Source organism: Hydrogenobacter subterraneus, from assembly GCF_055390195.1.
Window position 1 is genome coordinate 406,780 of the sequence record NZ_AP042473.1, and the last position, 25,100, is coordinate 431,879.

Below are 25,100 nucleotides of genomic sequence, written 5' to 3' on the forward strand. Positions count from 1 at the left end.
TAGGGTAAGATAGGCACAGGCACCTGTTTATTTAAAGTAAGGTTTACGTACGATGGCATCTTTTATCAACCTTCCAAAATACCTTCAAGGTCCTTATAAAAGTTTGGATATGAGATGGCTACGCATTCAGGATTGTCTATGATAGTTTCCCCTTCCGCCAAAAGGCCGGCAATGGAAAAGGCCATGGCTATTCGGTGGTCCCCAAAGGTTTTTATAGAAGCACCCTTTAGGACTTCTACCCCTTCTATTTCAAAGCCATCTTCATACTCTTCCGCCTTTACCCCCATAGCCCTCAAGTTTTCCACCACAGCCCTAATTCGGTCGCTCTCTTTTACCCTTAGCTCCTGCGCACCCTTAACCCTTGAGACTCCTTCCGATAGGGCCATAACCACCGCCAAAATGGGAAGCTCGTCTATCATGGAAGGCACCTCTTCCGGAAGCACCTCCACGGCCTTTAGCTTTCCAGAATATCTCACATAAAGGTCTGCCACAGGCTCACCGGATATTTCCCTTAGGTTTTCATACCTTATGTCCGCACCCATATCTTTTAGCTTTCTAAAAAAGCCATCCCTTGTGGGGTTTACAAGCACATCTTTGATCAGGAGCTCAGAACCTTCAAGAAGCACGGCAAGGGCTACAAAAAAGCTGGCAGATGAGGGATCAGCAGGACAAAATACCTCTGTAGCCACAAGCCTTTGACCACCCTTTAGCTTTATCACATGCCCTTCCTTACCCTCCATCTGTATAAGCTCCACGCCAAAGGCTTTTAACATCCTTTCTGTGTGGTCCCTTGAGAGGACAGGCTCTACCACCTCCGTGTAGCCCTCCGCCCTTAGCCCAGCCAAAAGCAAGGCAGACTTTACCTGTGCAGAGGACTTTTTATTAAAAAAGGAGATACCTTTTAGGCTTCCTCCTCTTACGCATACGGGAAGCTTGTTCCCCTTCTCCCTTCCGTCAAGGTAGGCACCCATCTGCCTTAGGGGCTCTACCACCCTAAGCATGGGCCTTTGCCTGAGGCTCTCGTCCCCCGTTATCACACTAAAAAAGGGCTGTGTGGAAAGGACTCCAAGCATAAGCCTTGCAGTAGTTCCAGAGTTTTTGGCATCAAGCACGTAGGAGGGTTCAACAAAGCTGTAATCCCTTCCCTTTATCCTTAGGTTTTTTCCATCCTTCTTTACCTCTACACCTAAGGCTATAAGCATGTTTAAGGTGGCCAAAGTGTCTTCGGAAGAAAGCCACTCTTTTACATAGCTTTCTCCCTCCGCCAAGGCTGAGAAGATAACCGCTCTGTGGGATATGGACTTGTCTGAGGGTACCCTTAGCTCTCCTTTTGCTCTTTTTGCTTTGCTTAGCTTTAGCATGAGATTATTTTATCAAAAGCATGTAAAGCCCTATAAGTGTCCCCCAGCCTATTACAAAGGCTTTTACCACCTTTGGCCTGAACCTTTGAGATATTCTTGCACCCATATAGCCTCCGAGGGCAAAGCCGGGCATCATGGCAAGGGCAAAGGGCCAGCTTACCTTACCGCTCAAAACAAAGATAAGGGCACCAATTAAGTTTATGGTAAGGCCCAAAAGGTTCTTTATGCCGTTGGCTGTATGTATGTTGTGAATGCCGGAGAGGGTAAGGCTTGCCAGCATCATAATGCCTATGCCAGCACCAAAGTAGCTCCCATACACGCCGGTCAAAAACTGAAGGCCTGTAGGTATAAGAGGGTGAAGCCTTCCATCCTCTATGGCAAACCTTGCCAAAAGGCCCTTTATAAACTCGCTAAGGGCCAGCATCAGCACGGCAAAAAAGATGAGAAAAGGCACTATATCCTTGAAGGTCTTAGAGGGTGTTTTTATCAAAAGCAAGGCACCCACAAGGGCACCAAGCACAGAAGAGAAGAATAGAGGAAGGAATGCATCCTTTGATTCTTTTAGCCTGTCTTTGAAGCCGAAGGCTCCTGTGAGGGACCCCACCCAAAGGGCCACCGTGTTGCTTATGTTTGCCACCACTGGGTCAAGGCCAAGCCAAACAAGGGAAGGAAAGGTTATAAGGGTTCCACCGCCAGCCACCGCATTTATGGCACCGGCGCACACAGAGGCAAAAAAGGCCAAAAGATAGGCTTCCATTAAATTATCTTTCCAAACTCCTCAAACTTAAACCTGTAGGCTCTTGGAAGTAGCTCCTTTGAAGGGTCCTTATAGCCTATGGCTATTATCATGGGGACCACCTTGTAATCTTCTATGTTCAAAAACTCCTTTAGCTTTTGCTCATCGTAGCCTTCCATAGGATGGGTTTCAAGGCCAAAGGCCCTTGCGGTGATCATTATGGTCATGCCAAAAAGGGCCGTATCCCTTACAGCCTTCCTAAAGGCCCTCTGTGGGTCCTGCCAGCCTGATAATATCTGTGCCTTTAGGCCTTCCTTTGCCTCTGGCTTTATATAGCCAAGCTCTTCCCAGCTTTGAAGAACCCTATCCACATGCTCAAATCCAGCCCTTGTATTGGCAATTAGCACTATGTTGGCGCTTGCATCCTCTACCTTCTGCTGGTTGTAGCATATCTCCTTAAGCCTCTTTTTCTTTTCCTTATCCTTTACCACTATAACCTCCCAAGGCTGTAGGTTATAGCCAGATGGTGCGGTGGCGGAGATCTCCAGTATCTCCTTTATCACCTCATCTGGCACATCCCTTGTGGGGTCAAAAAAGGTTATGGACCTTCTTTCTGTTATAAGCCTAAGACACTCTTTCATAGTACCACCTCCAGTTCTTTGATTATGCCTTCCAACATACTCCTTCTTTCTTCATCGCTTACATAAGGAATAGAATACAAAAAGATATGCTTTATCACTTGCATGCCACAGAATTCAAAGATGCCCACATCTGTAGTTTTCTTTAAGCATTCCTCCATGCCAGAGGGCCTGTAATCTTCTTCACTTGCCCCAAGGGTGTTTATTATGATTACCCTTTTGTCCGACAAAAGGCCTACAAGCTCTCCATCCCTTTCTTCGTAGGCAAAGCCATAGCTGAAGACCCTGTCTATGTAGCCCTTGAGTATGGCTGGCATGCCAGTCCACCATATGGGATAGATAAATATCAACAGTTGGGACCCTTTTATAATCTCCTGCTCTTTTGCAATATCTTCTGGCACCTTTCCAGCCAAAAGGCTTTCAAAATCCTTTGAGGACAAAACTGGGTCGAAGCCCAAGGCGTATAGGTCCCTTAAAGTGTAGCTTATATTCTTTGAACCCAAGTATTCAAGGACCTTATCCCTTATGGCTCTGTTAAAGCTGTTTGGGTTGGGGTGTGCGTATATAAGGCATACATGCTTCATAATAGAACCTCCCACTGGTAGATTTTAATATTTTAATACAAGGCGTAAAAAAGGCACAATTAAGCAGGTCATATGTTTTTGAATTGGGCTTTAATCCTGTTTATGGTGTAAAATATAGACTTTAATGCCAAGGCGAACAGACATAAAGAAGATACTCATCATAGGCTCTGGTCCCATAGTGATAGGTCAGGCGGCAGAGTTTGATTATTCTGGCACTCAGGCCTGCAAGGCCTTGCTTGAAGAAGGCTTTGAGATAGTCCTTGTTAACTCCAACCCGGCCACCATAATGACAGACCCCCAGTTTGCCCACAGAACCTACATAGAACCCCTTGTGCTGGAGGTGTTGGAAGAGATAATAAAGAAGGAAAGGCCCGATGCCCTCTTGCCTACCCTTGGTGGCCAAACGGCCTTGAACTTAGCCGTCCAGCTCTATGAGGAAGGTATTTTAGACAGGTATGGCGTCAAGCTAATAGGTGCCAACTACGAGGCCATAAAGAAGGGTGAAGACAGAGACCTCTTTAGAAAATCAATGGAAAGAATTGGTCTTAAGGTGCCACCCAGCGTGGTGGTATCTTCCCTTCAAGAGGCCCTTGAAAAGGTAAAGGAGGTGGGCTTTCCAGCCATCTTGAGGCCAGCCTTTACCCTTGGTGGCACAGGAGGTTCCATTGCCTACAACATGGAAGAGTTTAAAGAAAAGGTGGAGATAGCTCTAAAGACCTCACCCATCCATCAGGTGCTAATAGACAAGTCCCTTATAGGCTGGAAGGAGTTTGAGTTTGAGGTGATAAGGGATTCAAAGGACAATGTGATAATAGTCTGTAGCATTGAGAACTTTGACCCTATGGGAGTTCATACGGGGGATTCTATTACAGTGGCGCCAGCCCAGACCTTGACGGACAAAGAATACCAGATTTTGAGGGATGCCTGCATAGAGATAATGAGGGAGATAGGCGTGGATACGGGAGGGTCCAACATACAGTTTGCTGTAAATCCGGAGAATGGAGATTTTTACGTTATAGAGATGAACCCAAGGGTCTCACGGTCTTCCGCCTTGGCCTCCAAGGCCACAGGCTTTCCCATAGCAAAAGTGGCTGCAAAGCTGGCTGTGGGCTACACCCTTGACGAGCTAAAGAACGACATTACCAAGCACACGCCCGCATCCTTTGAACCATCCATTGATTACGTGGTGGTAAAGATCCCACGCTTTGACTTTGCCAAGTTCCCACGCACAGATAGAACTCTTGGCACCATGATGAAGTCTGTGGGGGAGGTTATGGCCATTGGAAGGACCTTTAAAGAGGCCTTGAACAAAGCCATAAGAAGCCTTGAGCAGGATGCATATGGCCTTGCCTTTCCAGACTATTCTTCTTTGGAGGATGAGGAGGTAAAAAGGGCTATAAGAACGCCCAACCCTAACAGGCTTTGGTATATAGCGAGCGCCTTCAGAAAGGGCTATAGCCTTCAGGAAGTTTATGAGCTTAGCAAGATTGACCCATGGTTTTTGGAGAATATAAGGCAGATAGTGGAGTTTGAAAAGGTGTTAAAGGAAGGAAATCTGACGCCGGAAGTTTTAAGGATGGCCAAAGAGATGGGCTATTCGGATATGGAAATAGGAAGGCTTACTGGCATGGGGGAGGAGGAGGTAAGAAGGTTAAGGTATGAATGGAATATACTTCCTGCCTTTAAAGGTGTGGATACATGCGCCGGTGAGTTTGTAGCCTATACACCCTATTATTATTCAAGCTATGAAAGGCCATACTATACGCTTGAAGACGGAGAGTTTTTGGACCAAGATTAAATTTAGGTCATGGGAAAGTACAGAAAAGGTAAAGTAAAGCTTGAGCATCATCTTTTGGAAGGTTTGGAGGAGTACTTAGAAAAGCTAAATTCCCTTGAATGCGTGAAGGCTATAATTCCCGGTAGAATAGCAAGGCAAAATGGAGGCAGAGGGTCTAAAGGTTTGTTTTTAAAGTATAGAACCACTTCTGGCTACAAGCTTTTATACAAAAACGGCACCTCTGTGCAGGAAGTTTTTATAGTTTGTGATGATAAGGATGTGTTTGAAAGACTTTTCAAAGAAGTGATAGATTAAAATTTCTTTCATGGGGTTCATATTTCTTGTACTTTTGTCTTACTTTATAATGGTCTTTGCTCAAGAAGTAAAGGTTTCGGCCATAGTTCAAGGAAAGGTGGAAAAGCTTTTTGTAAAGGAGGGTCAAAGGGTAAATAAGGGAGACATTTTAGTTATCATAGATCCTGTCCTTTATACCACTCAGAGGGATGGTCTAAAGGCTCAGCTCAATTCTCAAAAAGCCACACTTGAAAAGGTGGAAAGGGATTTTAAAAGGTATGAGGAGCTTTTTAACCGTGGTTTGTTATCTAGGAGTGAGTATGAAGATTGGAAGAGCAGATATGATAAGGAACTAAGTCAATATCAAGCACTTAAGTCACAACTTGAAAGGGTGGAAAAGCTTGTAGAGTATTGCACTATAAAATCACCAACAAAAGGCGTTGTAAAAAAGCTTTTTGTTAGAGAGGGAATGTTTGTAAACGGCACTTTAAGCCCAGAAGTGCTTTTAATCTTAGAGGAAAGGTAGTTATCTTACCACTTCCCACTCGGTTATAAGGTGATTGCCCCTTTTGAAATGGGACCTAAGTCTAAGGTGCAAAAGGTTTTTGAGACTTTTGAAGCCTTCTCCACCCACAAGGGTGGGTACATTCTCACCACCAACTATAACAGGAAGATGTATAAGCCTTATCTCATCCACATAGCCCCTACGCACAAACTCCCAGTTTATAGAAGCGCCTCCCTCAATCATAAGGCTTTTTATACCCCTTTCATATAGCATGGGCATAAGCCTCTCAAAATCCACTAAGTCCTCGCCCACCACAAGCACCTCCGCACCCAAAGCCTTTATCTTTTCTATCCTCTCCTGTGGCGCCCTCTTTGTGGTGACTATTATGGTGGGTGCATCTTTGGAGAATATGTTGGCATCCGTTGGCACGTTGGCAGTAGAACATGGGATTATCCTCGTTGGGTTTTTCCCCTCCACATACCTTACTGTAAGGCTTGGGTTGTCTGTCCTTACCGTCTCACAGCCCACCATTATGCCATCCACCTTTGCCCTTATCTCATGAAGATACCTGTACGCCTCTTGGTCCATAAGGGTCATAAGCTCCTTACTGGATGCTCCCCTGTATAGGGTCAATTTCCCGTCCACGCTAACCTCTGACACTATTATTATGTATGGCCTCATTCGTACTCTCTCCCGTAGTGTTTATACAGGTAGATGATCCTCAAAAGTAAAGATGCCAAGGTAAGAAGGGCAATAAGCTTTATTCCAAACTCAAGGCCTACGGGCGCCTGAAGCCTTTCCAATATGGTAAAGGCTATAAGGGTAAGATGTGTTTCTGGCCTTCCAAAAAAGCCCACACCCTCAAGGGGGTCCTTTATCTTCCCAGAAATCCTTTCTTCATACCCTATCTCCGCATAGGCCACCGGCTTTATAAAAGAATGAAGCATGGAGGCAGTTACCACCGTTATGGCTGTAAAAGGTCCCGCATAAAAGTATCCTACCGTTCCAAGCACAAAGCCATCCACCCATTTGTCCGCAAGCCAGTCAAAGACCGCACCAAACTTGGAAGCTTTCTCGGAAAGCCTTGCCACCATACCATCCGCCAAGTCAAAAAGGCCAGACAGAAAAAGAAGGCTTGCGCCGGTAAGGAGCTTTCCATGGTAGAAGGCGTAAGCAGAAGCCATGCCAAAGGCTACAGAAAGAAGGGTTATAAAGTTGGGTGGCAGGTGTAGCCTGTATAGGGCTATACCCACCGGAGCATAAACCTTTTTGAGAGTATCCCTTCTTTTTGTTAGGTTCATTTTAGCTCCTTACCGGTTATCCAAGGCATCATCCTTCTTAGCTCTTCTCCCACCTTCTCTATAAGGTGGTGCCTGTCCCTTTCAAGCAAGGCATTAAATACGGGCCTTCCCGCCTGATTTTCCAATATCCACTCACAGGCAAACTCACCCTTTTGAATCTCTTCCAATATCTCCTTCATAAGAGGCTTTACAACCTTATAAATCCTCTCTCCCCTTGTTACATCGCCATACTTAGCCGTATCTGAAATGGAATATCTCATGCCAGCAATGCCGTATTGGTATATAAGGTCCACAATAAGCTTTAGCTCGTGCAAGCATTCAAAGTAGGCCACTTCTGGTTGGTAGCCAGCCTCCACCAAAGTTTCAAAGCCAGCCTTTATAAGAGCTGTTGCGCCACCACACAAAACGGATTGCTCTCCGAAAAGGTCTGTTTCCGTTTCTTCTTTAAAGGTGGTTTCTATCACCCCAGCCCTTGTGGCACCTATGGCCTTTGCATAGGCAAGGGCCTTTTCTTTACAAGTGCCAGAGGCATCCTGGTATATGGCTACAAGGGCTGGCACACCCTTCCCCTCTTCATACATCCATCTTACCAAGTGGCCCGGACCCTTTGGCGCCACCATAAATACATCTACATCCTTTGGAGGCACAATCTGTTTAAAGTGAATGTTAAAGCCATGGGCAAAGGCAAGGCTTTTGGAAGCATCCAAAAAGGGCTCCACGCTTTCTTTATATATTTGAGGCTGGACAGTGTCTGGAGTTAAGAACATGATTATGTCCGCCTCTTGCACAGCCCTCTCCGGCGTAAGAACCGTAAAGCCATCCGCTATGGCCTTAGCCTTTGACTTGCTACCCTCATACAGACCTATAACTACCCTTATTCCACTGTCCCTAAGGTTTAGGGCGTGGGCATGTCCTTGGCTACCATAGCCCAGTATGGCTACCGTTTTGCCTACGAGAGGTTCAAGGCTTGCATCCTGATCATAATAAACCTTTGCCATCTTACTCCTCCAAAAGGAATTATACCATCATTTTTCAAACTTGAAAAAGGCAGATAGGTACTCCTTACCCAACTTATATCTGTTTATAACTAGCTTTTCTCTAAACTGCTTTGGTATCTTTTCATAGATCTCTGTTAAGCTAACCGCAGGCATAAGGTCCATTCCCAAATACTCCTCTTCCATTGTAAATTCAGGAAGCTTTAAAACCTCCTCCAAGCCCTCTCTGGACAAAACTCTAAAGAAAGCCCATTGCCTCATATTCTCCCTATCCTTTCTCACCCTATCGCCCATCTCAGATAGCCTAATTTCATATGATCTGTTGAAAAAGAGCACCTTCTTTCTTGATATAACTCTTAGCACCCCGTCCTTCAGGTCAAAGTCTAGGCTTGTATATGCCCTTTTTAGATCCGCTGGGCTAAGCTTTATCTCAATCTCTGCATCTATAAGATTCCCAAAGTTTAAAAGGTCCTCAATAAATATACCCATGTTTTAATATAAAATATATAGCTGTATAAATTATACAACTGAGGGAAACTTACATGAATAAGTGTAAGGTTTATCATAAACTTAGTAGCGGGCTACCTTTGGAAAACTCAGACATGAAGGCGCTTGCCAACATAATAAGGGAGGAGCTTAAGTTCCTCCTTAGAAATAACATACTACCTACGCCTAAAAACTATGAAAGGTGGTTTGTGGTTTTCTGTTACGCCTTTGAAAACATGAATATTTTGCCCTCTGATGAAAAGCTTATAAGCCTATATAAGAAACTGCATGGGGAAGATGGTTTAAGTGATGCAAATTGTGATGTAGATATTACTCTGGAAATACTTTATAAACTAACAGATGACCTTAGTAAATTGACAAGAGACTACAAAGAATATGCCAGAAAAAAGGAAAAAGAGATTTCTAGTATAGAGGAAAGAATACCAGAGGGTGAATTAACCCACCTTTTATCAGAACTTTTAGCACATATAAGGGATATAAAGGCACAAAATGAAAGGTTCTTAAAAGATGTGGAAGAACAACACTACATAATAGAAAAACTTAGGGAAAGGCTTGAACAAGCTGAGGTAGAAGCAAACATTGATTACCTAACAAACACCTTTAATAGAAGGTCCTTTGAAAGAGCCCTTAGGGAGTGCTTCGAGGAGTACAAGAAAAGAAAAACCCCCTTTTCTCTGGTATTTATAGACCTTGACGGTTTTAAGAAAATAAACGACATGTACGGACATTCTGTAGGTGATATGGTGCTGGCACGGGTAGCCTTCTTCTTAAGAAAAAGCCTTAGGGCTAGAGATATTTTGGCAAGATGGGGAGGAGATGAGTTTGCCGTACTTATGCCAAATACAACAAGGGAACAGGCCATCTGTGTGGCAGAAAGGTTAAAAAGAAAGCTGGAATATATGCAGGTTATTGTAAAAGGTCAAAAGTTAAAGCTTTCTTTCAGTTATGGCGTTGTGGAAGTAAATGATAGGTATACAGACGTGGAAGAGTTAATAAGAGAAGCGGATGAACTTATGTATGAAAACAAAAGAAGCAGGGTCCTATAGGTATTTTCTTATTTCCCTTTTATAAGCTAAGTAGAATATGATAGCTCTCAAAGTGGTTTCCAAGCTCATAAAGACCCAAGGCACCAGTGGGCTGTGTATGAATTTTAGCACAAGCATGGAAGGTAATATTCTAAAGACCCAAAAGGAGGACAGGTTCACCAAAAGGGGTATGTGTGTCTTCCCCATGCCTTTTAGAGAGCCAGAAAAAATACTTGCATGGGCCATCTGTGGCTGTGATAGGGCAACTATAACAAGGTAATAGACTGCATAGCTTATAACTTCTTTGTCCCTTGTAAAGATCAAGGAAAAGTAGTGTGGAAAGATGGCTATAAGCAACCCTATAAGTCCCATTATAAGGGCTGTAGTATGGGCGCTTATTCTCACTCCATAATCAAGCCCTTTGAAGTTTTTTGCTCCGTAGTTTTGTCCTGCAATAGTAGTAGAAGCTATCATCATGCCAAAGCCTATCATAAAGGAAATACTTTCTACCCTTAGGCCCACTTGGTGTGCTGCAAGCACCTTATCACCAAACTGGGCCACAAGTCCCACAAACACATTAAAAGAAAGGCTTGTAAAGGCTCTCTCTATGGCCGTAGGCGTACCTATGCGCAACATCTTAAAGAGTATATCTTTGTCAAAGCAAAGGCTTATGGGAAAGGGCTTTCTGTATTGCACATAAAGGTAGATGTAAAAGAGAAGTCCTACTATTTCCGATAGGGCTATGCCCCAGCCTGCACCGGCTACTTCAAGCCTTGGAAGGCCAAACTTACCGTATATTAAAAGATAGGCAGAGGAAATATTTACCACGTTCATAAGAAGGGCCACCTTGAAGGGTGTCTTTGTATCTCCGTATCCGTTGTAGGCAGCATAAAGGGTATTGGTGGCAAAGCCCACCGTTATAAAAAGGAAAACTGGCTCAAGGTATTCTTTTGCAAGGCTTGCCACACTTTTTGAGGCGCCAAAGGTAAGCATAAGGTAAGCTACCAAATCCTTGCCAAGGAAGGTAAGAGGGAGGGCTATAAAAAGGGAGATAAATAAGCCCCAAAGGAGGGCTGGAGATGGGTCCTTGTTTGCTCCCACCCTTTGGGCCACAAGCACCGTGGTGCCAGTGTATGCAAGGGCCATGAGGGAGTATATAAACCAGAGCATACTGGCAGAGTAGCCCACGGCGGCCACGGCGGTGGCGGAAATGCCAGAAACCAGTATGATGGAAAAGGCACTCTCTATGGTGTAGAGTAGGTTTGAAAGGATGATGGGCATGGCAAGCCTTAGCACTCTGTTTATTACCCTTAGCTTGCTTTCCGATGGGTCTATAAGTATTTTGTTATTGGACATATGGCCTTAGCACCTGCATGGTTTTTTCATAGCCAAGCCTATATATTTCATCAGCCTTTAGAAGGCTGAGGGGTGAGTATTTAAAAAGGTCTGGCTCTATTACCACATGGCAAAGCTCTTTCCTCTTATCCACGTTAGACCTCACCGCCAAGAGAAAACTTCTCACAAGTAGGTGAAATATATTCCTTATCTTCTCCACCTGTTCGCTTGGGTTTACATCCACGCCTACAAGCATGCCATCCATGGAAAGCAAAGGCTCTGCAGGAAGGTTGTTGGTAATACCACCATCTATAAGAAGATATTCCTTATACCTTATAGGTTCAAAGATGCCCGGCAGGGCGCAGCTACCCAAAAGTATAGGCACAAGGTCTCCACTATCAAAGTAGAAGGTCTTTCCACTCTTTATGTCCAAGGCCCCAATGAATAGCTTTTTCTTTGCCTCTTCAATGCGCCTTATGGATAGCATCTTATTCAAGTACTTTTCCGCCTCTTTTAAAGATATAAAGCCAAGCCTTGGAATGGCTGGCCTCAAATACTTTAGCCACTCCTTTGATTTTACAACCCTTAGCATCTCCTCTGGTGTGTAGCCATCGCAGTAGAAAGCTCCCACAAGGGCGCCGGCACTTACCCCGCTTATGGCTCTTATCTCAAAGCCAAGCTCTTCCAAAGCCTTTATCACACCAATATGGGCTATGCCCCGAGAAGCCCCGCCCGAAAGCACAAGGTTAACCTTCATGGATTAAAAGGATAGTACAAAAGCAAGCCAAACCTTCTTCTTTACAAAAGCCCTCCCGACTCTTGCCTTTTATGGAAATACTATCCTTTGGAATGCCAAGAAGCCTTGAAAGGTTATCCTTTATGGCCTCCTTATAGGGTGCAATCCTTGGCTCATCCGCCACTATCACACAGTCAAGGTTCAACACTCTGTAGCCCTTCTCCTTTACCCTCCGTAGGGCTTCTTTTAAAAAGACCTCAGAGTTTGCACCTTTCCACCTTGGGTCCTTATCGGAGAACAGCTCACCTATGTCTGGCTCCCCAATGGCTCCCAAGAGGGCATCTGTTATAGCATGCAAAAGAGCATCGCCGTCCGAATGGCCCCTTAGGCCCTTTGGAAAGTCTATGAGAAGACCACCCAGCTTTAAGGGCTTTCCCTCCTCAAAGGCATGGGAATCAAAACCAAGGCCTATGCGAAGCTTCATGGGTTTAAAAACTGCATAAAGTAAAAGATAAGCCAGCCAGTTATGGCCACGTAGATCCAAACAAAGGCTGTTATGGGAGCAATCCTTTTATGTTTTTCAAAAGTGCCTTTAAAGGCGTACCTTAAAGTAATGACAGCAAGGGGGAAGTTGATTATGGCAAGGATAGTATGGGACCAAAGGATAAAAAGGAAAAGGCCCCTGTAGGGACCTTCGTATTTACCCATAGGGATAAGACCTTGAGATTGCAGAAAGTTTCTAAGCACATACAGGAAAACAAATATAAGAGCAAAGACGGAAGCAGTTATCATAGCCCTTCTATGAGCTTCCCTTCTTCCACTTTTGATTAGGAAAATGCCAAGCACTATGGCAAGGCCACTTATTGAAATGGTGAGCATACTCAATATGGTTATGAGTGTTGTTAGCATGATTTTTATTATACTGGGTTTTTATGGCACCTATCTATTACATTCATCGTCTTGCGTTGTAATGTCCGCAAGCCGTACATTTATAGGATAGCTGATGGTTTTGTGCTTTCCTGAATACTGTTCTACAAGATAAAACTCTATGTTAGCAATTGCATTGCAAGGATTAGGATAGGTATAAACTGTAAAAATTGTTCCACACCCATCATTTGATATGTAAATATATTGACCTTGTAAGGCTATAGACTTTTTCATATCAAAAGTTATAGGCTGTATAGATATCTGTGTGTCAGTATCTGGAGGTATGGTTGCTCCAACAGAAGATTCATAGGTGCCTGGTATACAATTGGAAAAACTTATCTACATAGACGGGTGAGGGGTTAGAAGTAACTGGTTGGCCCTGTGCATTCCTTATAGTTTGAGACCTAAAGGTTATAGTAATAACATCGCTTTTAAAAGTTGTACCTGTACAAACATCGTTAGCAGGGGTTAAAGTATCACAAGCTGGATAATTTGTCCAAACGTATCTGGTTTCCTTTTTTCTTATTATTACATCACTCTCTAAAGGATTTGGATTTGCACCCAGTATACTCACCACCACAGAATTAAAATCCAAAGAGCCACTGCCTCCTCCGCCACCACAGTTTGATATTCCAATTGCTAACAGACCGAGTAAAGGTATAAACTTATTGACTTTCATTGCATCCCTCCGTGATTTTGGTTGTAAATTATAACATAATGCTGTTTGAAAACAGGAAAGAGGCAGGAAGGATTTTAGGAGAGTATATAAAGGACAAGGTAGGAAAGGTGGACCTTGTGCTTGGAATTCCAATGGGTGGTGTGGTGGTAGCCAAAGAGGTGGCAAAGGCTCTCAATGCCCCTCTTAGCCTTCTTATAGTTAGAAAGCTCGGCGTCCCATCAAACCCAGAGCTTGCCTTTGGCGCCATGGACCCGGATGGGCATATATACTTAGACAAATGGACTGTGGAATATTTTAGACTTTCTGAAGAAGAGATAAAAAGGGTAGCTGAGGAAGAGCTAAAGAAGATAAGGGAAAGGGAAGAAAAATTCCTCAAAGGCAAGCTTCTGGAGGTGGAAGGAAAGGTGGTAGTGGTTGTGGATGATGGTATTGCCACGGGTCAAACGGTGCTTGCGGGCGTTGAATATTTGAAAAGAAGGAAGGCTAAAAAGGTCATAGTGGCAGTACCAGTATGCCATGCAGAAAGCTTAAGAAGGTTAAGCACCCATGCAGAAGTATATTGTTATCATGTGGCCGAAGAGGGAAGCTTTGCAGTGGGTATGTTTTATAAAGATTTTCGCCAGGTGGAAGATTGGGAAGTTGAGGAGCTTTTAAAAGATGGAGTTCTTTGAGGTTTTGGAAAAGAGACATTCCATAAGGACCTACCAAAACAAGCCTGTGGAAAGGGAAAAGCTTTTAAAAATAATGGAGGCCGTAAGAAGTGCGCCCTCCGCAGGAGATCTCCAGGCTTATGAGGTCTTTCTGGTGCTTGACAAGGCAAAAAGGATGGAGATAGCCCGATGGGCCTTAAATCAATGGTTTATAGCGGATGCCCCCGCAGTATTTGTTTTCTTTGCCAACCCAAGCAGAAGTGCCATAAAGTATGGTAAGAGGGGTGCAGAGCTTTATTGCATTCAAGATGCCACAATAGCCTGTGCCTATGCCCAGCTTGCTGCAGTAGCTTTGGGCCTTGGCACATGTTGGGTAGGTGCCTTTGAGGAAAATGGCCTAAAAGCATGTCTTTCTGCGCCAAGGGAATGGAAGCCAGTGGCTATCCTTACCGTAGGCTACCCTGCAGAAAAACCCCTACCAACGCCAAGGAGGAGCTTAGAGGACCTGTTTACCATAATTTAATTGTCGTGTCTTTTGTGCATCTCCTCCACCACTCTCCACATAAAGGGCGGTATGAAAAAGTAAGCCACACTGCTAAGGAGAACTATGTAGCGCCAAAAAGCATCAAGGTAGTTGGAGAGGAACATACCCATACCAGACAGGAACTGAAGTAGGGCAAAAAGATAAGAAAACCTTATAAGCCAGGGGAGGCCTGCAAACCTCCCCATGGCATAAAGAATGGCATAAGCGCCAGCAAAAAGCACAAAGAAAAAGCCATAAAGCATAAGTTCATAAATGGTTTTAGCCAGCAATTTCCGCCTCCTTGAGGGCTTCCACCCTTTTGCCAGCTGTAAGAAGGTCATACAAAAGCACCAAGTAAGATAGGAAGAAGATCACACCAAACAAGAGCCTCCATTTATAAGCTTCTTCCATCCATGGATGCATTTGGGCTTGAATATAGGCTTCCCATGTGCTTCCAAGTGTGGCCCTTTCTATCATAGTTTGAGCAAAGCCAGCCACAGTAAGAGATGCCACCATTCCAAAAATGCCAATGATCATACCTACATAGGCTATCTTCCATGGCACACCATTAAGTATGTAGCCTTCTTTTACCCTTGTTTTACCCAAGGCAAAATAGAATAGGGCAAGGTTTGCCGCCACATAGGCTCCAAAGAAAGCCAAGTGTCCATGGGCTGCCGCCATCTGCGTTCCATGGCTAAAGAGGTTTATCTGAGGTAGGGTATGCATAAAGCCCCAAACACCAGCACCAAAGAGGTTTCCAAAGGCCTGAGCAAAAGCCCAAAAGAGGGCTGGCCTGTTTACTGTTTTAAGCTTGTGAACGCCTGCATCGTAAACCGCATGCACAACCATAGCCACCAAGGGCAAAGGTTCAAGAGAAGAGAAAAAGCCACCTATGCCAAGCCAATACTCGGGTGTGCCTATCCAGTAGTAGTGATGTCCAAGGCCCAATATACCCGTGCCGAAGACAAGCATAACCTCCACATAGAGCCAAGCTTCTATTATCTTCCTTGGAGTGCCAAGAAGGTGCATAAGAAGCCAACCCATTAGAACACCAACAAGCACTTCCCATGTGGCCTCCACCCAAAGGTGGACAACCCACCACCACCAAAATTGGTCTACAGATATGTTTGGTGTAAAGAACATACCAGCCAGATAAAGGCCAAAGAGAAAGGCAAGGTCTACTATCAAAACGCCCAGTATGCCAGTTATCCTTTTGCTGGCAAGGGTTGTAGCTATTACATTGTATGCCACCACAAGGGCTACAGCAACTATACCTATATCAGCCCACCGTGGAGCCTCTATATACTCTCTACCCTCTGTTATAAACCACATGGTAAAGAAGTCTCCACTACCAAACTGCTTTAAAAGATATACAAGAACTACAACGGCCACAGCACCCACAAAGGCAAAATAGGCCAGCTTACCCAGTTTTATACCAACCACTTCCCTCTCTGTTTCCAAAGGCAAAAACCAGTATATACCAGCGATGAAGCCCATAAGAAGCCATACAACCATGGCGTTTATATGGAGCATTCTGTTTGTCATAAAATTGAGCGTGCCATAAAGGAAGTCTGGGTTTATAAATTGATAGGCTGAGATTAAGCCAAAAAGCAGCTGTGCGCCAAAGAGCGCAATAGCAGTCCAAAAGTACCAAAGGGCTAACTTTTGAGATTCATAAAGCCTTTCCATGGCTATACCTCCCTTTTTATTGGACTTTTACTTCTGGAAAGTTGGCTGGAAAACCGTTTGTGTCTATGGAAGACATCCACTTTAGGTAAGCAACGACGGCTATTGCCTCCTCTTCTGTTAGCTTAAGGTTGGGCATCTTCCTTACCCAAGTTGGGTACTTGTCTGGGTTCATAAGCCATACCTTCATAGCTTCTTCCCTTGATTTGGCACCCACCATGGGCATTATCTGTTTTTCCCACTTGGGGTCAAGCCAAGCCTTTGTTAGGTCTGGAGCATAGTAGGCGCCGTTGCCCAAAAGGGTATGACAGTCCATACAGTTCCTACTCTGTATAACCAGCTTACCCTTCACTATAAGGTTTTGAGCCTCCTCCTTACTCCATACCTTTCCAAAAAAGCCCACCTCCTTGCCAAAAACAGGCTCCATGGCTCTCCTTTCTGCGTTGTAAACGTAGCCTATTTCCTTGTTGATAACCTCTGGAGAAGGAACACGTTTACCTCCCATGCTTATGGCTTGCGTGGTATGTAATGTAAGCAAGACAAGAGTTATTGCCATAACTGAGCTGGTTATAACAGCGGCCACTTTCCAGAAGCCCGGTTCAAGCCAATGGCGTCCTCTTGCGAGGACCAAACTGACCACAAGGGACACAAGAAGCGTTGCTACTACTACCTCCAGCCACCCTATACTCATGGCCAACCTCCTTAGTAAAGGATTACTTACAAGAATAAATGTAGGTTCCTTTTCCATACTGTCAAGTAGAAAATAAGGGTTGAAAATCTTATTATCAAAATAAAGCTAAGCGATAAACTCCTTTTTAAGTGTTATGTTCTAAGCCTACCTTATATGGCTTTTATTCCCTCACCAAACATATAATTTGAGATATATGTGAGTGTTAGTTTACTTTAAAAAGTGCTTTTACAAGGTTCTCTATCTGCTCCAAGGTCTTTAGTAGCTCCTCTCTTCTCATAAGCTTTACTTCCTCAACTACCCAATGCTCCCTTCTCATGTGAGATATGGAATAAGGACAGTTGTCTCGTGCCTCCGGTGAGAGGGTTATAAGTATATCAATCTTGTCGTAAGGTATATCTTTAAGGCTTTTGGGATATAGGTTTTCTATTGAATAGCCTTTTTCTTGTAAAAGCTTAAGCACCTCTTCTGGAACCTCCTTTGCAGGCTCTACTCCAGCGGAGTATATTTCTGGAGATAAAAGGGCAAGCTTTGACATCTTTCTTGCCACAGACTCGGCCATTATGCTCCTTATGGCGTTATGAGTAGAGATAAAAGCTATCTTCATAAGCTTTTTATTTTAGCATTTTAATAAGCTTGAGGAGGTTTCTTATAGCCCTTCCCCTATGGGATATGAGGTTTTTTTCTTGAGGACTTAGCTCTGCCATGCTTTTGGTGTAGCCCTCTGGCTGGAATATGGGGTCGTAGCCAAAGCCTCCACTTCCTTTTGGCTCATGAAGTATTTGACCGTTGCACCTTCCTTCCGACCAAAGGCCCGCCTCATCCATATAAACCATCGTAAAGGTTATAAAGTAAGCCCTTCTGTCCTCAATGCCCTCCATAAGCCTTAACACCTTCCTTATGTTTGCCTTGTCTTTGCTGTCTTCTACCTTCTCTACGCCTCCCCATTCAAGGTTGTAGAACCTGCTTGAGAAAACTCCCGGGTAGCCCCCAAGGGCTGGAATTACCAAGCCAGAATCTTCCGCCAAGGTAGGTATTTTATAAACCTCATAATAGGCCCTTGCCTTTTTATAGGCGTTTTCTAAAAAGCTACCTCCGTCTTCCTCCACTTCTACTTCCCTTTCAGGCTCCACCAGCTCAATGCCAGAGCCTTCAAAGAGTTCTTTAATCTCCCTTATCTTCCCCTTGTTGGTGGTAGCGAGTAATAATCGGTTTAGCATGCTAAAATTATAAACATGGAGTTTGAACCGGTTATAGGTCTGGAAATACACGTGCAGATGGATACAAAAACAAAGATGTTCTGCTCTTGTCCTGTGGAGTTTGGCGCAGAGCCGAACAGCAATGTATGTCCTGTGTGCCTTGGGCTTCCGGGAAGCCTTCCTGTCATCAATAAAAGGGCTGTGGAGTTTGCCATAAGGGCGGGGCTTGCTCTAAACTGTCAGATAAACACCAAGTCTGTCTTTGCAAGGAAAAACTACTTTTATCCAGACCTTCCCAAGGGCTACCAAATCTCCCAGTATGAGGAGCCTATTGCAGTAAACGGCTGGCTTGAGGTAAACGGAAAGAGGATAAGGATAAGAAGGCTTCACATAGAAGAGGATGCGGGTAAAAACATACACGAAGGTTCAAAAACCCTTGTGGACCTAAACAGGGCAGGCACACCTTTGATGGAGATAGTTACAGAGCCAGACATTGATTCACCACAGCTTGCCAGAGAGTTCCTTGAAAAGTTAAGGAACATTATGAGATATACGGGTGTTTCCCGGGCAGATATGGAAAAGGGCCAGCTAAGGTGCGATATAAACCTATCCATAAGGCCAAAAGGCTCTAAGGAGTTTGGCACAAGGGTGGAGATAAAAAACGTAAACTCCTTTAGGTTTGTGCAGAAGGCCATAGAGGCGGAGATGGAGCGCCAAATAAAATTGGTGCTTTCTGGACAAAAGGTGGTGCAAGAGACAAGGACCTTTGACCCATCCACAGGCCTCACCCATCCCATGAGAAGCAAAGAAGAGGCCGAGGACTACAGATACTTCCCAGACCCAGACCTTTTGCCCTTAGTGGTGCCAGTGGAGTGGATAGAAGAAATAAAAAGGACAATGCCCGAGCTTCCAGAGGAAAGGTTCCAAAGGTTTGTAAAAGACTACTCTTTGGATGAGTATTCTGCAAGGGTTTTGACAGACAACAAAGAACTGGGAGACTTCTTTGAAGATGCCTTAAAACATTACAATAAAGAGCCAAGGCTTGTGGCCAACTGGCTCCTCAACGACCTTTTGGGCAACCTCTCAGAGGTAGGAAAAGATATAGAAGATTCTCCTGTAAGCCCCAAGGGCTTGGCGGAGCTTGTAAGGCTAATAAAGGAAGGAACACTCTCTTCCAAATTGGCAAAGGAAGTGCTAAAGGAGATGGTGGCAACAGGCAAAGACCCCAATGAAGTGGTGGAAGAAAAGGGCTTAAAGCAGGTAAGCGACGAAGGGCAGATAAGGGCTTTCATAGAAGAGGTCTTAAAGGAAAATCCAAAGGAAGTGGAAAGGTATAGGTCTGGTGAGGAGAAGGTCTTTGGCTTTTTGGTGGGACAGGTTATGAAAAAGGCAAAGGGAAAGGCAAACCCTCAAGTGGTAAATAAGCTTTTAAGGGAAATGTTATAACATTTTCTCGGAGGGCCTTCCCAAGTAGAAGCCCTGAGCATAATCAACGCCAATCTCTTTAAGAATATTATAAACCTCTTCCCTTTCTACCCATTCCGCTATGGTTTTTATGCCCATACCCTTAGCTAAGGTTAGTATTGATTCTATAAATATCCTATCCTTCAAGTCTACGTCTAAGTCTTTTATAAACTCTCCATCTATTTTTACAAAATCCACAGACAACCTTTTTACGTAATGAAAAGAGGAATATCCAGAACCAAAATCATCTATTGCAAGTAAAAATCCTTTACTCTTTAGGTTTTTATAAAACTTTTCTGCAAGGCTTATGTTTTTTATACTTTCTCTTTCAGTGAGTTCAAAAACAATCTGTGAAGGTTCTAAATTGTATGTTCTAAGAAGATTCAGAACGCTTTCCACAAAATTATCGTCAAGCATAGCACGGGGGGACATGTTCAAAAAGACCTTACCCTTGTAGCCTTTTTCGCTTACCAATTTAAACACCTTTTCATAGAGCAAAAGGTCAAGCTTTAGGATGATGCCTATCCTTTCCGCCATATCTATAAACTCACTTGCCGTAGAACAATCTTTTCCAAGCCTCATCAAAGCCTCATAACCAAAGATTTCATCCTTTTTTAAATCCACTATGGGCTGGAAGTATGGATAAATTTCTCCCTTATCCAAAGCACTTAACAGCTTTATAGCCTTTGCACTTAGATTCTTATAAGATTCCACCAATTCTTCAGGTCCAGGCACTCTTACCTTGCCCTTGCCTTCCTCCTTTGCATTTCTCAACATGCTATCAGCCAGCAAAAACAGGTCCTTTGGTGTGCCTGCATGGTCTGGGAAAACGGCTATACCTACGGAAATTTTTACATTCAAAACATTACCATCGGGCATGGTTATAGATAAGTTTTCTATTTGTTCTTTCAAGGAAGTGGCAAGGTTGTAGGCACTTATAGTATCCGCACCTATGGCTATTATGGCAAACTCATCACCGCCATACCTTGCAACTATATCCGATTTTCTTTTTCTCTCACCTATGGCCCTGGCAATCTCTCTTAATACCATATCTCCCATATAGTGTCCGTAGGTGTCGTTTATAAACTTAAAGTTATCAACATCAAGTATTAATAGAGCAAGTTTCCTATTAAACCTTTTTGCTCTATCTATTTCATAGTTCAAGAGCTCCCAAAAGGTTCTCTGATTATAAAAGAAGGTAAGAGGGTCTCTCATGGCATAAAACTCTATCTGTTTCACATAGTCGCTTATAGCTTTTGATGAGCCAACCGCGTTTATAAGGATAGAAAGTAAGCTGCTCACAACCATTTGAGTTGTCTCATCCTCTATTAAACTTGATTCTAAACCTATTCCAACTATACCACCTACTTGTGGTTTATCAAGGAAAATAGCCTTTGTTCTTAATCTAATACTTTCCTTATCAACATCGTTATAAACTTCATTGTTGTTTATTGTATGATGGTTAAAGTAGATCTGCTTGTCCATTAACAGAGATATAGGTAATTCTAAGCTTATTTTTGTTTTTATAAAACCCTCTATATAACTTTTGAAATCTTCTTCAGCTCTTTTATACCAAAAAACATCAACTCTTAGCTCTCTATCTTCAAGAAACATAACGAACACTATATCTATGGTAATCATAGAATTCATTTCTTTTATAAGACTTTTCACATATTCATGCCATTCTTCTATGGTTTTTGATGTTACTATTATTCTTTCAAACAATTGAGTTTCCAGCTCTAATACTTTTCTATCTATGGCTATGGATTTTATTTTTTCGCCAAGACTCTGAATCGCTTCATAAATTGGCTTTATCTCTTCGTAAGAGTTTTTTACAAGATTTATTATATTTTCTACGTCTTCTACATACTTGATATCTTCTACATTCTTACTTATCTCTTCGCTCATTGAAAGCATAACACTTCTAAATTTCATAATAAGTGCTAAAAACAAAAGAGAAAACACTACAGCGGGCAACAAAAGCAAAAGGCTAAAAAGGCTTTTTATTTTTGTTGCAAAAGTGGCTAAGTTTATACGCGTTTCTACCAAGCCAAGGACGCTTCCCTCTACTGCGTTTACATGGCATCTTAAACAATCTTTTTCTGCCTTAACAGGAGTGATGTATGTGTAAAGGTAATCTTTGAATACCATCTGCGGTTGGCCCTTAAAGGCAAGCTCATGCAATTTGGTTTTTTCTGGTTCTGGTATGTCTCCAAAAAGTTCCCTCACAATATTAGAACGGTATATGTTTATGCTTATGGGCGTTCCATAGTAAGAAGACTCAATTGCCTTCATAAACTCCAAAAGGTCCTTCCTTTCCCATCCTCTTTTCATAACCTGATACATGGAGTTAAAAACTTGCTTTGATGCGCCGTCTGCAATCTGAAAGGCCATATTTTGAGTGAATGAAATCATATATCTTTCTGCAACGAAATATAAAATTGCATAAAGAATTAAAGTTAAGATACCATAAAAAAATACCAAAGCGTAGAGTAAAACTCTTGCTTTTATTCATCACTCCACAGCACATTATAACATGATTTTAATCAGTTTCTATTTATACAACACTTTTGTAAAATTAAATTATCCAAATAGGCTTAAGCTATGCTTATTTATAAAAGGCTACCATCGGTAAGGGATGCCAGAATATACATGTCCGTAGAAAGGACCTATCTGGGATATATTAGGCTTGCCCTCTACGCCCTTTCCTTTGCCCTTTTTCTGATGAAGCTTGAAGTTTTGGCAGATATAACACAAAAGATAGATGTATCTGTGATTTTAAGAACTGTGGCCATAGCATCCGCGTTGATCGGTGATTTCCTTATACTCCTGGGCGCTTTGGTCTTTTACTGGGATATATCTTATATAGAAGGAGGCATAATGGTGGACAAAAAAGAAGTTATAGACCCAAGGATCTATATGGCGGCGGAGAGGACCTTTTTGGCATGGGTTAGGACTGCCATATCTCTAATCATATTTGGCTTTGTTATTGAAAGGTTTGAGTTCTTTATAAGGCAATTGGAAAGGGTTTTTAGTATGCACTTGGGCAATGGCCACCAAGGCTTGGCAAAGATAGGCCTTTTTATCATATCAATAGGCCTCATTACACTAATTTTGGGAGCCATAAACTTCTTTAGAACCATAAGGCAGGTAGATAGAGGATTTTATAGGACAAGCCTTTGGTATTATAAGGTCTATGGGCTCATCATCTTTTTGACCTGTGTAGTTCTTACCTTTTATGTGCTAAGGATCATTTAAAATAAAGTTTATGCTTACTATAGCCATAGGCTCAGACCATGCAGGATACCCACTTAAGGAGAAGGTTAAGGAGTTTTTGCTTTCAAAGGGCTATAAGGTGCTTGACTTTGGGACCCAATCTACGGAGTCCACAGACTATCCTATCTTTGCAAAGGAGGTATGCCTATCTGTGCAAAGAGGAGAATCCCAGAGGGGCATACTCATATGTGGTACGGGCATAGGCATGTGTATAACGGCCAACAAGTTTAGAGGTATAAGGGCAGCCCTTTGTCTGAACGAATACATGGCCCGCATGAGCAGAAAACACAACGACGCCAATGTGCTATGCCTTGGGGACAGGATAATAGGGGATGACCTCGCCCTATCCATAGTGGAGGCTTGGCTTTCTACGGACTTTGAAGGAGGGAGGCACGAAAGAAGGGTAAGGCTCATAAGAGAGATAGAAGATATGCTATAATACTCTTAGGAGGCTTAGTATGGATATACAACAGGCCATGTACCCAAACATAACCCTTATTATTCAAGCAGTTCTTTTCCTTGTCTTTGTGGCCCTTGTAAGGTCAATCCTCGTAAACCCATACTCTCAAGTAATAGAAGAAAGGGATAGGGTAGTCCAAAAGAACACGGAAGAGGCACTCAAACTAAGGGAAGAGGCCCAAAGGTACCTTGAAGAGGCGCAAGCCATAGTGGAAAAGGGAAGGGTAGAGTCCAATCAAATATTGGAGAATGCCAGAAGGGAGGCGGAAAGGTTTAAGGCAGAGCTGATCGCTAAGGTTGAAGAAGAAACACAAAGGGAGATAGCAAAGGCCGTAGAAGAGATAAGAAGGAACCTTGAAGAAGAGAAGAAAAAGCTGGATGAAAGGATAAAAGAGGTGGCAGAGCTTATATACAGGAAGGTCTTGGAGGAGGCAGCATGAGCGAAGGACACCACACCATTGAACTCCTATGGAAGGGTCTAAACATACTGGCCTTTCTTGGCATAGTCTATTACTTTGGGAAAAAGCCCATATCAGAGGCTTTCAACAGATACTTTAATGGACTTACTGAAAGGCTTTTGGCATCGGAGAAGGAGCTAAAGGAAGCTCAAGAAGAGCTACAAAAGGCAGGAGAAAGCTTGCAGGATGCAAAAAGAAGGTATGAAGAACAGCTCAAACTGGCACAAGAGACGGCAAAGAGCATAAAAGAGGAGGAAGAGAGAAAGGCGCAGGATATGGCAGGAAGGATAAGGGAGAAGACAAGGGAGGTTATTGATATAGAGCTTAAAAAGGCAAAGGAAGAACTGGTGCGCTACGGTGCAGAAAAGGCCTACACATTGGCGGTAGAAATTCTAAAGGAAAGGTTTAAGGAAGAGGAGGTCCAAAAGGCTTATATTGAAAGAACACTCAAAAGGTTGGAGGCCCAAGGATGAGTGCAAGACCAGAGATAGTAAGAAAGATAGTCAAGGCCCTTTTAGAAAGGTCCAAAAAGGAAAGGGAAGAGCTTATAAAAACATCCCAACTGCTTGAACTCATCTACAAGTTATACAGGTCGGAAAAGGATTTTAGAGGATTTGTTTTAAACCCAAACATACCAAAAGAGAAAAAGCTTGCCTTTATAAAGAGCCTTAGAGAAAGGCTTGGCATAGAAGATAAGGTGGATGAGGTCTTTGACTACATACTTGAGATAAACGCCATTCCTTTCCTTGGCGAGGTCAAAAGGGTTTATGACCATGAGGTAGAAAAGCTCCTAAAGCTTAGCAAAGCCCTTTTGGTGCTTGCGAGGAGGGTGGATGAGTCCCATTTGGAAAAGATAAAGAAGGCCATAAAGGACTTTACAGGAAGAGATTATGATTTTGAAATAGTAGAAGACCCAGAGCTTATAGGTGGTTTTCTTCTAAAGACCTCAAGCCTTGTCTTGGACGCTTCTGTGAAAAGAAGCCTTGAAACCCTTCTTAGAGGTTAATATGGAATACCCAAGGGAAAAGTTTGAAGAATTAGCAAAAAGATTGCAGACTATGGCCATACCACCAGAGGTGGATGTGGAGCTTTTGTTGCCAGATAGGGATAGCGTGGAATACCCCACGGTGGTAATAACCTACCTTGAAGGTGATGAGGAAGGTCCCCAAAAGGAGATTGTCTTTAACGAGGCCTATTGGTCTTCTTCTATGGAAAGCCTCCTTGGCGCCATAATGCACCAGGTTAAATCCCTTATGGAAGAATTACAATCCTTTGAAGGAGAATAGAGGAGGTCAAA

General features: G+C 43.2%; 32 protein-coding genes. 13 read left to right on the forward strand and 19 right to left on the reverse strand.

What is annotated here, in order from left to right:
• Window positions 1-65: 65 nt before the first annotated feature.
• The 4 genes from aroA to ACZ5GB_RS02315 are packed head-to-tail and all read right to left on the reverse strand — an operon-like array spanning window position 66 to window position 3,319.
• Window positions 66-1,361, reverse strand: coding sequence for a 3-phosphoshikimate 1-carboxyvinyltransferase (gene aroA / locus ACZ5GB_RS02300; protein ID WP_464327370.1), 1,296 nt, complete (start codon window positions 1,359-1,361; stop codon window positions 66-68).
• 4 nt (window positions 1,362-1,365) lie between these two features.
• A complete protein-coding gene (locus tag ACZ5GB_RS02305; RefSeq protein WP_464327371.1) occupies window positions 1,366-2,118 on the reverse strand; it encodes a sulfite exporter TauE/SafE family protein in 753 nt (250 codons plus the stop codon).
• The gene (locus ACZ5GB_RS02310; protein ID WP_464327372.1) at window positions 2,118-2,738 is read right to left on the reverse strand and encodes a nitroreductase family protein; all 621 of its coding nucleotides are present in this window, start codon (window positions 2,736-2,738) and stop codon (window positions 2,118-2,120) included. The genes ACZ5GB_RS02305 and ACZ5GB_RS02310 overlap by 1 nt, the downstream gene beginning before the upstream one ends.
• Window positions 2,735-3,319: an NAD(P)H-dependent oxidoreductase gene (locus ACZ5GB_RS02315; protein ID WP_464327373.1), complete on the reverse strand. Its 585-nt coding sequence runs from the start codon at window positions 3,317-3,319 to the stop codon at window positions 2,735-2,737. Before ACZ5GB_RS02315 ends, ACZ5GB_RS02310 begins: the two co-directional genes overlap by 4 nt.
• A gap of 124 nt (window positions 3,320-3,443) precedes the next feature.
• On the opposite strand from ACZ5GB_RS02315, the gene carB reads away from it, so the two are divergent.
• Genes carB through ACZ5GB_RS02330 form a run of 3 tightly spaced genes read left to right on the forward strand, consistent with a single transcriptional unit; the run spans window position 3,444 to window position 5,916 of the window.
• On the forward strand, window positions 3,444-5,117 hold the full coding sequence (carB, locus tag ACZ5GB_RS02320) for a carbamoyl-phosphate synthase large subunit (RefSeq protein ID WP_464327374.1): 1,674 nt from the start codon (window positions 3,444-3,446) through the stop codon (window positions 5,115-5,117).
• Window positions 5,118-5,126: 9 nt separating this feature from the next.
• Window positions 5,127-5,411 (forward strand): DUF2103 domain-containing protein, encoded by a 285-nt coding sequence (locus ACZ5GB_RS02325; RefSeq protein WP_464327375.1) that lies wholly within the window; start codon window positions 5,127-5,129, stop codon window positions 5,409-5,411.
• 10 nt (window positions 5,412-5,421) lie between these two features.
• Window positions 5,422-5,916: an efflux RND transporter periplasmic adaptor subunit gene (locus ACZ5GB_RS02330; protein WP_464327376.1), complete on the forward strand. Its 495-nt coding sequence runs from the start codon at window positions 5,422-5,424 to the stop codon at window positions 5,914-5,916.
• Here the strand turns inward: ACZ5GB_RS02330 and ACZ5GB_RS02335 are convergent, their stop codons facing one another.
• From ACZ5GB_RS02335 to ACZ5GB_RS02350, 4 genes are read right to left on the reverse strand one after another with little or no spacing between them, the layout of a single operon-like run.
• On the reverse strand, window positions 5,917-6,576 hold the full coding sequence (locus ACZ5GB_RS02335; RefSeq protein WP_464327377.1) for a RibD family protein: 660 nt from the start codon (window positions 6,574-6,576) through the stop codon (window positions 5,917-5,919).
• A complete protein-coding gene (locus ACZ5GB_RS02340) occupies window positions 6,573-7,196 on the reverse strand; it encodes a CDP-alcohol phosphatidyltransferase family protein (RefSeq protein ID WP_464327378.1) in 624 nt (207 codons plus the stop codon). Before ACZ5GB_RS02340 ends, ACZ5GB_RS02335 begins: the two co-directional genes overlap by 4 nt.
• Entirely contained in the window at window positions 7,193-8,194 is a 1,002-nt protein-coding gene (ilvC, locus tag ACZ5GB_RS02345; protein WP_464327379.1) for a ketol-acid reductoisomerase, read from the reverse strand. The genes ACZ5GB_RS02340 and ilvC overlap by 4 nt, the downstream gene beginning before the upstream one ends.
• 27 nt (window positions 8,195-8,221) lie before the next feature.
• The gene (locus tag ACZ5GB_RS02350; protein WP_464327380.1) at window positions 8,222-8,680 is read right to left on the reverse strand and encodes a hypothetical protein; all 459 of its coding nucleotides are present in this window, start codon (window positions 8,678-8,680) and stop codon (window positions 8,222-8,224) included.
• A 53-nt stretch (window positions 8,681-8,733) separates the two neighbouring features.
• Here ACZ5GB_RS02350 and ACZ5GB_RS02355 point away from each other — a divergent pair, with 53 nt between their 5' ends.
• Window positions 8,734-9,744, forward strand: coding sequence for a GGDEF domain-containing protein (locus tag ACZ5GB_RS02355; protein ID WP_464327381.1), 1,011 nt, complete (start codon window positions 8,734-8,736; stop codon window positions 9,742-9,744).
• On the opposite strand, the gene ACZ5GB_RS02360 is transcribed toward ACZ5GB_RS02355, so the two are convergent.
• From ACZ5GB_RS02360 to ACZ5GB_RS02380, 5 genes are all read right to left on the reverse strand, one after another.
• Window positions 9,739-11,079 (reverse strand): MATE family efflux transporter, encoded by a 1,341-nt coding sequence (locus tag ACZ5GB_RS02360; RefSeq protein ID WP_464327382.1) that lies wholly within the window; start codon window positions 11,077-11,079, stop codon window positions 9,739-9,741. The genes ACZ5GB_RS02355 and ACZ5GB_RS02360 overlap by 6 nt on opposite strands.
• On the reverse strand, window positions 11,069-11,815 hold the full coding sequence (locus ACZ5GB_RS02365; RefSeq protein ID WP_464327383.1) for a patatin-like phospholipase family protein: 747 nt from the start codon (window positions 11,813-11,815) through the stop codon (window positions 11,069-11,071). Before ACZ5GB_RS02365 ends, ACZ5GB_RS02360 begins: the two co-directional genes overlap by 11 nt.
• The gene (gene ispF, locus ACZ5GB_RS02370; protein WP_464327384.1) at window positions 11,805-12,278 is read right to left on the reverse strand and encodes a 2-C-methyl-D-erythritol 2,4-cyclodiphosphate synthase; all 474 of its coding nucleotides are present in this window, start codon (window positions 12,276-12,278) and stop codon (window positions 11,805-11,807) included. The genes ACZ5GB_RS02365 and ispF overlap by 11 nt, the downstream gene beginning before the upstream one ends.
• A complete protein-coding gene (locus tag ACZ5GB_RS02375; protein WP_464327385.1) occupies window positions 12,275-12,703 on the reverse strand; it encodes a DUF420 domain-containing protein in 429 nt (142 codons plus the stop codon). Before ACZ5GB_RS02375 ends, ispF begins: the two co-directional genes overlap by 4 nt.
• A gap of 322 nt (window positions 12,704-13,025) precedes the next feature.
• Window positions 13,026-13,400: a hypothetical protein gene (locus ACZ5GB_RS02380; protein WP_464327386.1), complete on the reverse strand. Its 375-nt coding sequence runs from the start codon at window positions 13,398-13,400 to the stop codon at window positions 13,026-13,028.
• Between the two features lie 38 nt (window positions 13,401-13,438).
• Here ACZ5GB_RS02380 and ACZ5GB_RS02385 point away from each other — a divergent pair, with 38 nt between their 5' ends.
• Window positions 13,439-14,071, forward strand: coding sequence for a phosphoribosyltransferase (locus ACZ5GB_RS02385; RefSeq protein WP_464327387.1), 633 nt, complete (start codon window positions 13,439-13,441; stop codon window positions 14,069-14,071).
• Window positions 14,058-14,573, forward strand: a complete 516-nt coding sequence (locus ACZ5GB_RS02390) for a nitroreductase family protein (RefSeq protein WP_464327388.1) — start codon at window positions 14,058-14,060, stop codon at window positions 14,571-14,573. Before ACZ5GB_RS02385 ends, ACZ5GB_RS02390 begins: the two co-directional genes overlap by 14 nt.
• Here ACZ5GB_RS02390 and ACZ5GB_RS02395 read toward each other — a convergent pair.
• From ACZ5GB_RS02395 to rdgB, 5 genes are all read right to left on the reverse strand, one after another.
• Complete coding sequence (locus tag ACZ5GB_RS02395; RefSeq protein WP_464327389.1) at window positions 14,570-14,863, reverse strand: hypothetical protein; 294 nt, start codon at window positions 14,861-14,863, stop codon at window positions 14,570-14,572. The two genes, ACZ5GB_RS02390 and ACZ5GB_RS02395, sit on opposite strands and share 4 nt — an antisense overlap.
• Window positions 14,853-16,262, reverse strand: coding sequence for a cbb3-type cytochrome c oxidase subunit I (locus ACZ5GB_RS02400; RefSeq protein WP_464327390.1), 1,410 nt, complete (start codon window positions 16,260-16,262; stop codon window positions 14,853-14,855). Before ACZ5GB_RS02400 ends, ACZ5GB_RS02395 begins: the two co-directional genes overlap by 11 nt.
• A 16-nt stretch (window positions 16,263-16,278) precedes the next feature.
• Entirely contained in the window at window positions 16,279-16,950 is a 672-nt protein-coding gene (locus ACZ5GB_RS02405) for a c-type cytochrome (protein ID WP_464327391.1), read from the reverse strand.
• Window positions 16,951-17,152: 202 nt separating this feature from the next.
• A complete protein-coding gene (locus tag ACZ5GB_RS02410) occupies window positions 17,153-17,554 on the reverse strand; it encodes an arsenate reductase/protein-tyrosine-phosphatase family protein (RefSeq protein WP_464327392.1) in 402 nt (133 codons plus the stop codon).
• A 7-nt stretch (window positions 17,555-17,561) separates the two neighbouring features.
• Window positions 17,562-18,167 (reverse strand): RdgB/HAM1 family non-canonical purine NTP pyrophosphatase, encoded by a 606-nt coding sequence (rdgB, locus tag ACZ5GB_RS02415; protein WP_464327393.1) that lies wholly within the window; start codon window positions 18,165-18,167, stop codon window positions 17,562-17,564.
• A 15-nt stretch (window positions 18,168-18,182) separates the two neighbouring features.
• Between rdgB and gatB the strand changes: the two genes are divergently transcribed.
• Window positions 18,183-19,592 carry an Asp-tRNA(Asn)/Glu-tRNA(Gln) amidotransferase subunit GatB gene (gene gatB / locus ACZ5GB_RS02420; protein WP_464327394.1) on the forward strand — a complete coding sequence of 470 codons (1,410 nt, stop codon included), beginning with the start codon at window positions 18,183-18,185 and terminating at the stop codon, window positions 19,590-19,592.
• On the opposite strand, the gene ACZ5GB_RS02425 is transcribed toward gatB, so the two are convergent.
• Window positions 19,587-22,025 carry a putative bifunctional diguanylate cyclase/phosphodiesterase gene (locus ACZ5GB_RS02425; protein WP_464327395.1) on the reverse strand — a complete coding sequence of 813 codons (2,439 nt, stop codon included), beginning with the start codon at window positions 22,023-22,025 and terminating at the stop codon, window positions 19,587-19,589. The genes gatB and ACZ5GB_RS02425 overlap by 6 nt on opposite strands.
• A 189-nt stretch (window positions 22,026-22,214) precedes the next feature.
• Between ACZ5GB_RS02425 and ACZ5GB_RS02430 the strand changes: the two genes are divergently transcribed.
• The 6 genes from ACZ5GB_RS02430 to ACZ5GB_RS02455 are packed head-to-tail and all read left to right on the forward strand — an operon-like array spanning window position 22,215 to window position 25,089.
• Window positions 22,215-22,868 (forward strand): YidH family protein, encoded by a 654-nt coding sequence (locus ACZ5GB_RS02430; RefSeq protein WP_464327396.1) that lies wholly within the window; start codon window positions 22,215-22,217, stop codon window positions 22,866-22,868.
• Between the two features lie 10 nt (window positions 22,869-22,878).
• Window positions 22,879-23,325, forward strand: coding sequence for a ribose 5-phosphate isomerase B (gene rpiB, locus ACZ5GB_RS02435; protein ID WP_464327397.1), 447 nt, complete (start codon window positions 22,879-22,881; stop codon window positions 23,323-23,325).
• A 19-nt stretch (window positions 23,326-23,344) separates the two neighbouring features.
• On the forward strand, window positions 23,345-23,785 hold the full coding sequence (locus tag ACZ5GB_RS02440; RefSeq protein ID WP_464327398.1) for an ATP synthase F0 subunit B: 441 nt from the start codon (window positions 23,345-23,347) through the stop codon (window positions 23,783-23,785).
• Window positions 23,782-24,276, forward strand: a complete 495-nt coding sequence (locus ACZ5GB_RS02445; RefSeq protein ID WP_464327399.1) for a F0F1 ATP synthase subunit B family protein — start codon at window positions 23,782-23,784, stop codon at window positions 24,274-24,276. Before ACZ5GB_RS02440 ends, ACZ5GB_RS02445 begins: the two co-directional genes overlap by 4 nt.
• On the forward strand, window positions 24,273-24,809 hold the full coding sequence (locus ACZ5GB_RS02450) for a F0F1 ATP synthase subunit delta (protein ID WP_464327400.1): 537 nt from the start codon (window positions 24,273-24,275) through the stop codon (window positions 24,807-24,809). The genes ACZ5GB_RS02445 and ACZ5GB_RS02450 overlap by 4 nt, the downstream gene beginning before the upstream one ends.
• Before the next feature lies 1 nt (window position 24,810).
• Window positions 24,811-25,089 (forward strand): hypothetical protein, encoded by a 279-nt coding sequence (locus ACZ5GB_RS02455; RefSeq protein WP_464327401.1) that lies wholly within the window; start codon window positions 24,811-24,813, stop codon window positions 25,087-25,089.
• Window positions 25,090-25,100 lie beyond the last annotated feature (11 nt).